The organism is Ensifer soli (assembly GCF_041928815.1).
In the GTDB taxonomy this organism is placed as follows: Bacteria; Pseudomonadota; Alphaproteobacteria; order Rhizobiales; family Rhizobiaceae; genus JBHFEI01.
Window position 1 is genome coordinate 21,414 of the sequence record NZ_JBHFEI010000021.1, and the last position, 12,516, is coordinate 33,929.

The 12,516-nt window shown below is 66.7% G+C and carries 10 protein-coding genes; 4 read left to right on the forward strand and 6 right to left on the reverse strand.

From position 1 onward, the window contains the following. Positions 1–14: 14 nt before the first annotated feature. Positions 15–1,358, reverse strand: coding sequence for a pilus assembly protein TadG-related protein (locus tag ACEVQ6_RS21400; protein ID WP_374891075.1), 1,344 nt, complete (start codon positions 1,356–1,358; stop codon positions 15–17). Between the two features lie 384 nt (positions 1,359–1,742). Here ACEVQ6_RS21400 and ACEVQ6_RS21405 point away from each other — a divergent pair, with 384 nt between their 5' ends. Together ACEVQ6_RS21405 and ACEVQ6_RS21410 are read left to right on the forward strand one after the other, a co-directional pair. Further along, complete coding sequence (locus tag ACEVQ6_RS21405; protein ID WP_374891076.1) at positions 1,743–3,116, forward strand: class II 3-deoxy-7-phosphoheptulonate synthase; 1,374 nt, start codon at positions 1,743–1,745, stop codon at positions 3,114–3,116. A 105-nt stretch (positions 3,117–3,221) separates the two neighbouring features. Continuing rightward, complete coding sequence (locus tag ACEVQ6_RS21410) at positions 3,222–3,623, forward strand: GFA family protein (protein WP_374891077.1); 402 nt, start codon at positions 3,222–3,224, stop codon at positions 3,621–3,623. A gap of 4 nt (positions 3,624–3,627) precedes the next feature. Here the strand turns inward: ACEVQ6_RS21410 and ACEVQ6_RS21415 are convergent, their stop codons facing one another. From ACEVQ6_RS21415 to ACEVQ6_RS21430, 4 genes are all read right to left on the reverse strand, one after another. Further along, a complete protein-coding gene (locus tag ACEVQ6_RS21415; RefSeq protein WP_374891078.1) occupies positions 3,628–5,346 on the reverse strand; it encodes a pilus assembly protein TadG-related protein in 1,719 nt (572 codons plus the stop codon). After that, a complete protein-coding gene (locus ACEVQ6_RS21420) occupies positions 5,346–5,765 on the reverse strand; it encodes a TadE family protein (RefSeq protein ID WP_374891079.1) in 420 nt (139 codons plus the stop codon). The genes ACEVQ6_RS21415 and ACEVQ6_RS21420 overlap by 1 nt, the downstream gene beginning before the upstream one ends. A gap of 131 nt (positions 5,766–5,896) precedes the next feature. After that, positions 5,897–6,460 (reverse strand): DUF1003 domain-containing protein, encoded by a 564-nt coding sequence (locus ACEVQ6_RS21425; protein ID WP_374891080.1) that lies wholly within the window; start codon positions 6,458–6,460, stop codon positions 5,897–5,899. A 111-nt stretch (positions 6,461–6,571) separates the two neighbouring features. Continuing rightward, positions 6,572–8,497, reverse strand: coding sequence for an LTA synthase family protein (locus ACEVQ6_RS21430; protein ID WP_374891081.1), 1,926 nt, complete (start codon positions 8,495–8,497; stop codon positions 6,572–6,574). Positions 8,498–8,746: 249 nt separating this feature from the next. Between ACEVQ6_RS21430 and ACEVQ6_RS21435 the strand changes: the two genes are divergently transcribed. After that, the gene (locus tag ACEVQ6_RS21435; protein WP_374891082.1) at positions 8,747–10,420 is read left to right on the forward strand and encodes an NAD+ synthase; all 1,674 of its coding nucleotides are present in this window, start codon (positions 8,747–8,749) and stop codon (positions 10,418–10,420) included. Positions 10,421–10,543: 123 nt separating this feature from the next. Next, the gene (locus ACEVQ6_RS21440) at positions 10,544–11,320 is read left to right on the forward strand and encodes an NYN domain-containing protein (protein WP_374891083.1); all 777 of its coding nucleotides are present in this window, start codon (positions 10,544–10,546) and stop codon (positions 11,318–11,320) included. Between the two features lie 26 nt (positions 11,321–11,346). Here the strand turns inward: ACEVQ6_RS21440 and ACEVQ6_RS21445 are convergent, their stop codons facing one another. Beyond that, complete coding sequence (locus tag ACEVQ6_RS21445) at positions 11,347–12,438, reverse strand: DUF2865 domain-containing protein (RefSeq protein ID WP_374891100.1); 1,092 nt, start codon at positions 12,436–12,438, stop codon at positions 11,347–11,349. Positions 12,439–12,516: the final 78 nt, after the last annotated feature.

Sequence of the window (12,516 nt, forward strand, 5' to 3'; positions counted from 1 at the left end):
TGACGCAGGCGCGCTCAGCTTGCGAGGCGCGGGCTCTTGATCGTCTTGATGAACAGTGCGCGCATGGCCTCGGCAATCCCCTGGCTCGGCGTGACCTCGAAGAACAGTCCGTCCGAGGCGCAGGCCTCCATGTTCGTCGCGATCTCGCTCTGGAAGGGGCGGATCCAGCTGTTGTACCAGCTGTTCGTCGGCAGTGGCAGGTAGGTCGTGTAGAGCACGGCGATCTTGATGCCGCGCGCCTTCAGCGCCTGGCAGGCTCTGACATCGATCGGTTCCTGGCACCGCGTGGCCCCTGCCAGCCGTTTCGTGCAGTTCGACGCCTTGGAACTGTCACCGACGCCGTCGGAGACGAAGAAGACGATCTTCTGCCGGTCTGTGATCGAATCCCCGGTGCCGGGCGTGTCGATGACGCTGTTCACCTGCGAGAACGCCTTGTCGAAGCTCGTCTGCTGGTCGTTGTCGTAGTTCTGGTAGGGAATGCTCATCAGGCCGATCTCAGTCGCCTTCTGCTTGACGTCGCGCAGGTTGTCGGTCAGCGGCGAGATGGTCTGCAGCGTGACGTTCTGGGCGTTCTTGCCGAAGGTGAAGGCGCCGACGCGGAACTGCTGGACGTATTTCTGCTGGCGGATCGCCTCGTCCATCAGCGCCGCCGTCGCCTGCGCCACCACGTCGATGCGGATCTTCGCGCCGATGCGCTTGGCGAGATGGTAGTAGCTGTTGGCGTTGTCGACGCCCGCCTCGGACACGATGTGGCAGGCGAAGGCGCAGGCATCCGGCGTGTTCTGCACCATCAGGTTGATGTCCGACGTCGTGGCGCCGAGCCCCATCGACGGCGTATTGTCGAGCAGCATGTAGAAATCCATGAAGGCGTTCGTCTGGTAGACGGCGGTCGCCGTTCCAGAAACCGTCAGGCTGTCCTTGCCGATGACCCGCAGCAGGCTGGTCGGGATGGTCATCTCGTAATGGATGACCGATTTGAGGTCGCGTCCGCTTTTCGTCACCACGGCGCTGACGGAAAGGTTGGAGAGGGCGAGTTCGGCGCTGCCGTTCGTGTCTTCAGGTGCCTGGCCGTTCGCGCGGGCGGCGGCGCGGAAGAAGGCCTTCGCGTCCTCTTCCGCAAGCGGCACCTCGCCGTTGCCGCTCATCGCCAGCGCCTGAAGCATGCCGACGGATCCTTCGGCAAGCACCGCGAGCGCCGCGGCGTCCGCACTTTCCTGCACCTCCGCGCGGGTCTGCAGCGCCCGTGTAAAATCGATCGACAGGCCGGCGATGCCGATCATCGGCACCATGCTGATCGCGGCCAGCATGCCGAAATTGCCCGACCGGTCGAGGAAAAGCGATTTGAACCGACGGCGCATGCGGGATCTCCGGCAATCGCGAAGCGGCCGGAGCGGCGTTCGGTCCGGCGGCGAGGCGTGTTGATGTGGTCTTGAAGTCTGACCGCCACGTTGCGTCGGAGAGTTTAAATATTGCCGAAGCAAATCGTTCGGATTTGAACGACTGTCGTTTTTGGCGCACCTTTGCGGCGCGCCGGGGCTCCCCTGGCACATTGACTTTGCATTCACCATCTGAAGGCTCTATAAGCCCGCATCCGCGCCCCGAGGGAAAGACGCCGGGACCGTCCGCCATCGATGCGGACGACGCGAAAGGCCGAAAGGCCCTTCGGCACGACGGGCGCACGGGAGAGGGCAGACCACGGGGCGTTGAGCGACAAGAGCCGCCCGCCAAGGACAGGTGACGACATGGTACAGAACTGGAACCCGACGAGCTGGCGGCAGAAGCCGATCAGCCAGGTGCCCGACTATCCGGAACAGGCAGCACTGGAGGCGGCCGAGGCGCAGCTTGCGACCTTTCCGCCGCTCGTCTTCGCCGGCGAGGCGCGCCGCCTGAAGTCCTCGCTGGCGAAGGTCGCCGAGGGCAAGGGTTTTCTGCTCCAGGGCGGCGATTGCGCCGAGGCCTTCGCCGAGCACGGCGCCGACACGATCCGCGACTTCTTCCGCGCCTTCCTGCAGATGGCGGTGGTGCTGACCTTCGGCGCCCAGCAGCCGGTCGTCAAGGTCGGCCGCATCGCCGGACAGTTCGCCAAGCCCCGCTCCTCGGGCATCGAGAAGCAGGGCGACGTCGAGCTGCCGAGCTATCGCGGCGACATCATCAACGGCATCGAGTTCACTCCGGAGGCGCGCGTTCCCAATCCGGAGCGCCAGATCATGGCCTATCGCCAGTCGGCCGCGACGCTGAACCTTCTGCGCGCCTTTGCCATGGGCGGCTACGCCAATCTCGAAAACGTGCATCAGTGGATGCTCGGCTTCGTCAAGGACAGCCCGCAGGCGGAGCGCTACAGGAAGCTCGCCGACCGGATCTCCGAGACGATGGATTTCATGCGCGCGATCGGCATCAATGCCGAGAGCAATCCGAGCCTGCGGGAGACCGATTTCTTCACCAGCCACGAGGCGTTGCTGCTCGGCTACGAGCAGGCGCTGACGCGCGTCGACTCGACCTCGGGCGACTGGTACGCCACGTCCGGCCATATGATCTGGATCGGCGACCGTACCCGCCAGCCGGACCATGCCCATGTCGAATATTGCCGCGGCATCAAGAACCCGCTCGGCCTGAAATGCGGGCCGTCGCTGTCGGCCGACGGGCTTCTGGAACTGATCGACATCCTCAACCCGGCGAACGAGGCGGGGCGCCTGACGCTGATCTGCCGCTTCGGCCATGACAAGGTCGCCGAGCACCTGCCGCGTCTCATCCGCGCCGTCGAGCGCGAAGGCAAGAAGGTCGTCTGGTCCTGCGATCCGATGCACGGCAACACGATCACGCTCAACAGCTACAAGACCCGTCCCTTCGAGCGGATCCTCTCGGAAGTCGAAAGCTTCTTCCAGATCCACCGTGCCGAGGGCACCCATCCGGGCGGCATCCATATCGAGATGACCGGCAAGGACGTGACCGAATGCACGGGCGGCGCCCGCGCGGTCTCCGGCGCCGATCTCGCCGACCGCTACCACACCCATTGCGACCCGCGGCTCAACGCCGACCAGGCGCTGGAGCTTGCCTTCCTGCTCGCCGAGCGGATGAAGGGCGGTCGCGACGAGAAGAAGCTGGCGGTCAACGGCTGAGGCGGCGATCAGCAGCGCTGACGGCGGCATCAGTCTTCGGCATTTGACGGGGCGCGGAGATCCGGAAAGGATGTCCGCGCCCCTTGTCTTTTGCGGAGATGCGCCATGAACCCACCGATCCACCACGGCCGCTGCGGCTGCGGCGCCGTCTCCTTCACGCTTTCGGGCGCGTTGCCCGCGGTTGGCTACTGCCATTGCTCGCAGTGCCGGCGGCAGACCGGCCTCTATTACGCCTCCGTGACGGTCGACAAGGGCGCGCTCGTCTGGGACGGGCTCGAACAGGCCTCGATCTACCGGTCGAGCGAGACGGCGGAACGGGGCTTCTGCCGCCGCTGCGGCTCGGCGCTGTTCTGGCGCGAGGACGGCGCCGGCGAGGTCTCGATCATGGCTGGCCTCCTCGACATGCCCTCCGGCCTTCAGGGCGGCTATCACATCCATTGCGACGACAAGGGCGACTTCTACCCGATCGCCGACGGCCTGCCGCAATTTGCGCGCGGGCGATCGTGACCGCCTACTGGACCAGCACCGGTCGGGCGCAGTCGACGGCCGTGACACGAACATCCGCCTCGCCGACGCGCACGCCGGCGACGAGGAGCAGGTTGTAGAGCAGCCTGTCGATCTGCGGCGTCACGGCCGCAAGCGTCTGGGCGAGCGCCTGCTGGATAAGGGTCGGCGTGACCAGGGTGATCAGCGGCAGGCGGATCTCGACGCGCAGGTTTTCGAGAAGGCTCTGCGTGGTCGAGGTGAGGATCTCGCGGGTCGAGACGGTCTTCACCGTGCCGGCGGCGATCTCGGCGCCGGAAAAGCCGAGCCGCGTCGCCGTCCGGTTGGTCGCCTCGACATGCGCGACCGCGTCGATCCTGACGAGCGTCGCGTCGAGGATGCGGGCGGGCGTCACCCGCGGCACCGTGTCGAAGTTGGAAAGCACGGCGGCATCGACCGCGCCGATCGCGACCTCGGCGACGCCCGGCACCGTGTCGATGCCGACGCCGGCGCTCGCTGCGTTGCCGGGGGTGCAGCGGATCGCCGCCAGCTTTGCTTCGCCATAGGCGACCTCGACATAGAGCGGAAGCTCGATGCGCAGGCCGAGGAGCGCGGCGAGCCCGGTGACGGACACATCGACGGCAAGGCGGGTCTGGGCGGTACGCACCGCTGAACCCGGGGCGCCGAGACGATGGGCGGGGGTCGCCACCGGAGGCTCGCCGATGGCGAGGCGGACACGCGTCGAGGCGAGCCCCGGCAGGGTGGCGCCGAGATCGAGCGCCATCTGGCTGCCGCCATTGGCGATGCCCGCCGCCGCCGTGACGAGGTCGAGCGCATTGACCGACATGCCGAGATGGGACCCCGCATCGAGCGAGAGGCCGCGCTTCGGATCGAGGTTGAGGATGCGCAGCAGGCGGATCGTCCGCCGGTTCGATCCGGTCGCCGTCGCAAGGGCGTGCAGGGCCGCCGCCGCCGCGGGGCGCACGCCGGGCGTCGCCGCAAGCGCGCGGAAAAGGCGTGGCACCGCGATGTCCGCATCGAGAGCCGCGTCATAGGTCGCCGCCGTCAGGCCGATCTCGGTCGACAGGGTCCGCAGGAAGGGCTGAACCGCAATGTCGGTGTCGATGAGCGCCCGATAGTCCATCACGTCGAGCGAGACCGAGGCGCCGAGAAGGGTGCCGAGAAGCGCATTGACGATGCCGCCGTCGAGGCTTGCCAGCCGCGAACCGATCGAGAAGGCGGCGAGCGGCGTCTGCGCGGCCCGCCCCGTCGCGGTGATCGGCGGCGGATCGGCGAACATCGCGGCGAAGAACAGCGATCCCTGTTTGCGGGCGCGGATCTCGACCGCATTGGCGGGTGTCGCCAGCGGCGCGAAGCGCCGCGCGGCCGCGATGGCCGGATCCGGTGCGTAATGACCCTTGACGATCGAAACGGAGCCGCGTGCGGCGATCGTCGCGGCATCGGTGACGGGGATGCCGTTGCCGTCGAGGAAGCCCGAGCGGGTCTCGATCAGCATCGTCACGCCGTTGTCGCGGAAATGGCGGCGCACCGCCGCCTCGGGGTCGGCGATCGCGGCGGCGGCGGCGATGGCGCTCAGATCCGCGATCGACTGCAACCGGCGCTTCTCCAGCGTCAGCGCGCCGTAATCGACGCCGAGGCCGAGCGTGACGATCACCATCGGCATCACCATGGCCGAGAGGACGCCGATATTGCCACCCGTGTGCTCAAGGAGACGGCGCAGGCGCATCACAGGCCTCCGAGGCGGATGGTGGAGAAACGGGTGATGGTCCGCTCCGGCATGGCGAAGGCATACATGTTCCAGATTGGCAGATCGCCGGCGTCGTAGGAGAGCGTCACGGTGAACTGGCTCGGATCGGCGGCATCGCCGGCGAGGTTGACGACGAGGTCGCGCCGGTCGATGAAGGCATAGTCCAGCGTCGCGCGGTCGATGAAGCTTCGCACCAGCATGACGCGCTCGTCGAGGGTCAGTCCGGCGACGGCCGTGCGCGCCGCATCGGCGGCGATCTGCTGGATCGCATGCGAGGCGCTCAGGAAGATGCCGTAACCGATCAGCGACATCAGCATCATCAGGAAGATCGGCGCCACGATCGCGAACTCGACGGCGGCGGTGCCGCTCCGATCCGTCGTCACCCTCGGCCAGTGCATCTTGAAACCCCTTTCATCCCCTAATGCGTGCATAAAATTGTGAAACACGCATATGGTGCAGAAGAGGCGTAAACAGTTTGATACGATCGGAAGCAGATTTTTCCGGAGAGAAATAAATCAGGGGTTGTGTTTTACGGCTCTCGGTCTTGTCGGCCCGCATCCTGTCCGGCTTGGGGGTCAAGGCGGGCGTGCAGGCGGAGGATCTCGTTCCTGAGCTCGGCGATCTCCTTCAGCAGCACGCCGTCGATCTTGTGGTGGAGCGCGATCAGCTCCACCTCCGCCTTGAGGTTGACCTCGTAGTCCTTCGACGCCTCGAAGCGGTCGCGGGCCGCCTGCCTGTTCTGCGACATCATGATGATCGGCGCCTGGATGGCGGCGATCATCGACAGCAGCAGGTTGAGAAAGATGAACGGGTAGGGGTCGAAGGCATCCGCCGTCAGAAGCACGGTGTTGATGCCGGTCCAGAGCACGAGGAAGAGCAGGAACCCGATGATGAAGCCCCAGGAACCGCCGACCCGGGCGATCCCGTCCGCAAGCCGCGCGCCGAATGTCTGGCCGGCGCTGAAGGCGACGTTGGTGTCGACCGAGACCGGGCGCTTTTCCCGAACCCGGTCGAGGACATGGCGCTCCGTCTCGCCGAGTGTCTCGCCGCTCTTGCCGAAGATCGCCTTCGCCGCCTCGTTGAATGTCCGCATCGCACCGATTCCCGAATGATGATCGCCGCATCATTCGCAGCCGCGAACCCATCGCAAGCAAAAATGCACGCGCTCTGCCCCAAGGGGCGGATTGGGGGAGCTGCGCGCCGCTCAGGTCTGCGGCAGATGCGGCAGGTCCTGCGGACGGAAGAAGCGGTCGATGCCGTGGCGCTTGCCGAACATCATGTCGTGCTGGAGGAAGCGGTAGTCGCGGATCGTCGAGACGATCTTCGGCCTGCGCAGCCAGTCGACCGTTTCGCGCCCGCGCCGGTCGATGAGCATATAGCGGTCGATGACAGGAAAGCGCTCGAAGACGGTGCCGAGGAAGCCGGTATAATAGGGATGTTCGTAGCCGGCGGTCTTCAGGATCTGGTAGGAGAGGAAGGCCGGGCTGATCGTGCCGATGTCCTTTCGCGCGCCCGTCTTGTTCGACCAGACGACGAGCGGCGTCTCGTGCTGGATCTTCATCTCGTCGAGGCTGCCTTTGCGCGACGCCGTCACCTGCGGCATGAAGCCGGTGGACGTGTAGACGGTGTTCAGCGGCGGCAGATGGTCGCCGAAGATGACGATGATCGTTTCCCGGTCGCGCTCGCGCGCCCAGTCCATCAGGCGGCGCAGGTTGTCGTCGGCCTCCTTGACGCCCTGGGCATAGGTCTCGAGCACCTGGCGGTCGGCCTGCGGCAGGTCGCCGGTGACCTTGATCGTGTTGTGGGCGTAGCGGTTCGCTTCGTAGGGGCCGTGCCCCTGCAGCGTCACGGCGAAGAAGAAGAAGGGATCGTCCAGTATGTCCGCCTGCCGGATGATCTCCCCCGTCAGCGATTCGTCGGAGGCGAAGATGCCGCGCTTGACCATCGGCGGCATGGTTTCCTCGGACGCGAAGGCATCGAAGCCGAAGGACTGGTATACCGAGCCGCGGTTCCAGAACCATTTCTGGAACGGGTGGATCGCGCGCGAGACATAGCCCTCTCCGCGGAAGAAGGTCGCGAGCGAGGGCAGCGATTCGCGGATATACTGCTGGTAGGGAATGCTGCCATAAGGCAGGAAGGCGTTCGAGAACCCGGTCAGTGCCTCGAACTCGACATTGGAGGTCATGCCGCCGAACTCCGGCGAGAAGACGTTGCCGCCCTGCATCGCGCGGATGGTCGGCATCGGATCGGGTTCGAGCGTGACGTTCGGCAGGCGCGTCGGGTCGAACAGCGATTCGCTCATTAGGACGATCACGTCCGGCTTCATCCGGTGGGTCGTGCCGGCAGGCAGCGGTTCGGACGCAATCCGCTCGATCGCGTCGAGCGAATAGCCGGACGGTGTGCTGACATTGGCCATCGGCACGTTGATCGAGAAGGCGAGCAGGAAACCGTTGTGCCGGTAGTTCTCCGTCTGGTCCCACATGATCGGGATGACGCGCAGCCGGTCACGCAACCAGGAGAACTGGTTGTAGTCCATGATGCTGACGAAGCCGGCGATCAGCGGCAGCGCGACGGCGAGCCGCACCAGCCGGCCCTGAAGGCCGATCCTGGCGAAGCGGCGCCAGGCATGGCGCAGCGCGAAGGTCAGCAGCGCCACGCCGGCGACAAGGCCGACAGCGATCGCGATTGCCGTTCCCGGCCGGTCCCGCACCATCGCCGGCAAAAGCTCGACGATCTGGCGGCCGAACAGAAGGTCCGTCGGATAGAGAGGGTCAGAGAGAAAGATCTGCTTCTGCTTGGAGATCAGCGCCGGAATGACGGCGAAGGGCGCAAGGACGAGCACCCCCATGTGCCGCCGGCCGAAGAGGGCATCGAAGGCGATCAGCACCAGAAAGACCAGGCCGATCGCCGTCGTCGCCGGGCGCATCGGGTCGAGGACATAGGCGACCGTCTCGGACAGGGAGGCGCGGGTGATGAGTTCGATCGTGGCGACCAGCGCCGCCGCCATCAACAGCGTCAGGGCGAGATGCTTAAAGAGGCCCGGAAGTCGCGCGACGCGCACGTCGAGGCTGAACCCTTCTGCGCCGAGGCGGTGGGTCGACGGGACGGCGAGACTATCGACTCCGGCCAAGATGCACTCCATTTCATGCAAATGTCATCAAACTGTCATAGGGATGTCACCTTGAACAGAAGCTGAATGGTTTTGTTCCGGCAGGCGCGATCGCGCGGAAACCATGCGGACGTCCCGCCTTCCACCAATCTCCCACGTCTTCATCCACCCGAAAAAATCCGCGCCGGGCCTGTCTATCGCCGCCATCGATGCGCTAAGACTGGACCCGCGCATCACCGCGCGTCCCGCCCATGACATGCAGGCCTGCCGATGACCGTAGACACGACCGATCTCCTCCGCATCGCAACCGCGCAGATGAACCCGACCGTCGGCGACATCGCCGGCAATCTCGCCAAGGTCCGTGCCGCGCGCGCCGACGCGGCGCGCGAGGGGGCCGACGTGCTCCTGATGACGGAGCTGTTCCTCTCCGGCTATCCGCCGGAGGACCTCGTGCTGAAGCCGGCCTTCCTCGGCGCCTGCCTGAAGGCGGTCGAGGCGCTTGCGGCCGACACGGCCGATGGCGGCCCCGCCGTCATCGTCGGTTTCCCGAGGCTCGGCGAGGCCGGCCGGCACAATTCCGTCGCCGTCCTCGATGCCGGCCGCATCGTGGCGATCCGCGACAAGGTCGACCTGCCGAACTACGGCGAATTCGACGAAAAGCGCGTCTTCGTGCCCGGCGCCATGCCCGGTCCGGTCAATCTTCGCGGCGTGCGCCTCGGCATCCCGATCTGCGAGGACATCTGGGGCGAGCTCGGCGTCTGCGAGACGCTCGCCGAGAGCGGGGCGGAAATCCTGCTGTCGCCGAACGGCTCGCCCTATTACCGGGGCAAGATCGATATCCGGCATCAGGTCGTCCTTCGCCGGGTGATGGAGACCGGACTGCCGATGCTCTATGCCAACCAGCTCGGCGGCCAGGACGAGCTCGTCTTCGACGGCGGCAGCTTCGCCTTCAACGCCGACCATACGCTTGCCTTCCAGATGAGCCAGTTCGAGGAGGCGCTTTCCGTCTCCGAATGGGAGCGGGGACCGGACGGCTGGGCCTGCCGGCCGGGGCTCATGTCGCGCCTGCCGGAGGCGGAGGAGGCGGATTACCGCGCCTGCATGCAGGGCCTGCGCGACTACGTCAACAAGAACGGTTTCCGCACCGTCGTGCTCGGGCTTTCGGGCGGCATCGATTCGGCGATCTGCGCGGCGCTCGCCGTCGACGCGCTCGGCGAGGAGCGCGTGCGCACGCTGATGCTGCCCTACCGCTACACCTCGGAAGAGTCATTCAAGGACGCCGCCGATTGCGCGAAGGCGCTCGGCTGCCACTACGACACCGTCCCGATCGAGGCGCCGGTACAGGGATTTCTCGATGCCCTTTCGGACATGTTCGAGGGGACGGAGAGCGGCATCCCCGAGGAGAACCTGCAGAGCCGCACCCGGGGTACCATCCTGATGGCGGTCTCCAACAAGTTCGGCTCGATGGTGGTCACCACCGGCAACAAGTCGGAGATGTCCGTCGGCTACGCCACGCTCTACGGCGACATGAACGGCGGGTTCAACCCGATCAAGGACCTCTACAAGATGCAGGTCTACGCCCTGTCTCGCTGGCGCAACGCCCATGTGCCGCCGGGCGCGCTCGGTCCTTCCGGCGTCGTCATCCCGCAGAACATCATCGACAAGGCGCCCTCGGCCGAACTCAGGCCGAACCAGACGGACCAGGATTCCCTGCCGCCCTATCCGGTTCTCGACGATATCCTCGAATGCCTGGTGGAGCGCGAGATGGGGGTAGACGAGATCGTCGCGCGCGGCCATGACGTGGCGACGGTGCACCGGATCGAGCACCTGCTCTATATCGCCGAATACAAGCGCCGCCAGTCGGCGCCGGGCGTGAAGATCACCCGCAAGAATTTCGGCCGTGACCGCCGCTATCCGATCACCAACCGCTTCCGTGACCGCTGATCCGGCGTTGCCGTCGCATTAACCAGGACACGCCATACGGGTCCTCGCCGCCTTGCCCACGCATCTCGCATCGGCGATGCTGCTTGCGACCGAGCGGCGAGGGACGGCATGGATCGAGGCGGCATGGATCGAGGGGGCAGGGCGACAATCGCAATTCTGGTGGACGCCGAGAACATGGCGGCTGACGCGGCGGCGCGGATCGTCACCGAGATGGAGGCCGCCGGCCGCGTCGTCGCGCGCCGCGCCTTCGCCGACTTCGCCGGCGGGCGCGGCACGGCATGGTTGAATGCCGCCTGGAGCCTGGGCTTCGATCTGGTGCAGGTGCCGTCGGCCGGCAGGACGAAGAACGCGACGGACATCCGCCTCGCCATCGATGCGATCGAGCTTTTTCGCCGTGACGGCGTTGACCATGTCTGCCTCGTCTCGTCGGACGGCGATTTCGCGCCGCTCGCGAGCTATCTGCGCGGTGCCGGCGTCCGCGTCACCGCCTATGGCAAGGCGGATGTGTCGGACGCGTTTCGCGCGGCCTGCGACCGTTTCGTCGCCGTGTCGCCGCCCGCAGCGGTGGCGCCGGTAAAGACGGCGACCGTGGTCGCGCTTCCGCTCATAGCCAAGGCCGCGCTCGCGCAAGACGGTAGGCTGACGAAGGAACAGCGGCAGGCGGTTGATCTCGTGCGGCGTGCTGCCGCCTCCCTCCAGCCCGACCAGGATGGCTGGCTGCATCCGGGTTTGCTCGGCGCCGCGCTCAGCCGCGATCACCCCGGATATTCGCTGGCGCCCTATGGCGGGGCGCTCGGAAAGGCGCTTCGCGCCATGCCGGGGATCGAGGTGCGCATCGACGAGAAGAGGGGGATGGTCTTCCGGCTCCGCGGCAGCGTGGAAGAGCGCAAGAACGCCTGAGGGCGAACGTCCTATGCAGATCGAGTTCAGTTTTCCTGCTGCGGCTGGTAGCGGGGACCGGCGGGGTTCTTCAGGTCGATCTTCGATTCCTCCGTCGGCAGGTATGTCGGGCCGACGACCCTGACCTTGCTGTTGGCCGGATCGTAGGGCCGCTCCTCGATGACGACGGGCGGTTTCGTCGCCTCGCTGTCGACCGCCGCCGTCGCGGTGGTCACGTCGACGACGGAGGGGGTCTTTGCCGTCGCCTGCGGCGGCGCCTTCTCGCCGTCGTGCTCGCGAGCAAGCGTCGGCAGCGAGCAGCCGCACTGGCTGCCGCGCGCGGCGGTGCGATAGGCGAACGCCTTCGGCATGTCGCGGTAGGGCCTGCCGGTGATCGCCGAGACCATGTCGTCGCTCTCCTCCGTCGCCAGCGCATGGTAGTAAAGTTCCGTCTCGGCGCCCGGGCAGCGCGCCTCGCACGCCGCGATGTCGCGCGGGAAGTCCGCAGGTGTCGCCTGCGACGAGATCGGGAAGAAGGCGCCGTCGCAGGTTCGCACGCAGACCGTGCGCAGCGGCCCGGCCTGGTCTGCACCGGGAACCGAAAGGTCGATGACGCCGCCGCCGCCGGGCGGCACCGACATGCCGGCCGGGGGCAGGTCGCTGATGATGTTGCGGAAGGTCTCCGGCTCGCGCGCCGCCGCCTCCATGCGCTCGACCTGCTTTTCGGCGCAGCGGTTCACTTCAAGAGCCGCGACGACGCGCCGGCGCTCGTCGCCCGTGTCGCCGCCGCTGATCGCCTCGCGGCGGCGCGATTTCAGCCGCTCCAGATTGTGTTCCATCAGCGCGATCTCATCGGCGATCTCCCGGCAGGCCTCGGCCTGGGGGCCGCCGATGACGACCACGCTGCCGCCGCCGCATCCCAGGCGCCGCCGCTCGTTGCGCGCCCGGCGCAGCTCGATGCCGCGGGCGGAGATCGCGCTGGTGAATTCGCGCGCGCCGCCGGTGGAGGCTAAGGTTTCCGGGAGACTGGCGAGCTTGCGCTCCAGCCGCTCGCAGAGCGTCAGCGCCGCCGACGTTTCCGCCGTCGCCAGCAGAGCGAGGAGGGCGAGAGAAAGAAGGCTGCTCAGACGCCGCACGATATCGTCTCCGGAAATGCCGTCGCCGCCGACGGGAAGGGCGCCGTCGGCCGGAGCATGCAGGATACAGCCAAACGGTGG

Coding starts and splice junctions, on each gene's coding strand:
- ACEVQ6_RS21405 (WP_374891076.1), top strand. CDS start 1,743: ATGGTACAGAACTGGAACCCGACGAGCTGGCGGCAGAAGCCGATCAGC.
- ACEVQ6_RS21425 (WP_374891080.1), bottom strand. CDS start 6,460: ATGCGGACATTCAACGAGGCGGCGAAGGCGATCTTCGGCAAGAGCGGC.
- ACEVQ6_RS21420 (WP_374891079.1), bottom strand. CDS start 5,765: ATGCACTGGCCGAGGGTGACGACGGATCGGAGCGGCACCGCCGCCGTC.
- ACEVQ6_RS21415 (WP_374891078.1), bottom strand. CDS start 5,346: ATGCGCCTGCGCCGTCTCCTTGAGCACACGGGTGGCAATATCGGCGTC.
- ACEVQ6_RS21435 (WP_374891082.1), top strand. CDS start 8,747: ATGACCGTAGACACGACCGATCTCCTCCGCATCGCAACCGCGCAGATG.
- ACEVQ6_RS21440 (WP_374891083.1), top strand. CDS start 10,544: ATGGATCGAGGGGGCAGGGCGACAATCGCAATTCTGGTGGACGCCGAG.
- ACEVQ6_RS21410 (WP_374891077.1), top strand. CDS start 3,222: ATGAACCCACCGATCCACCACGGCCGCTGCGGCTGCGGCGCCGTCTCC.
- ACEVQ6_RS21400 (WP_374891075.1), bottom strand. CDS start 1,358: ATGCGCCGTCGGTTCAAATCGCTTTTCCTCGACCGGTCGGGCAATTTC.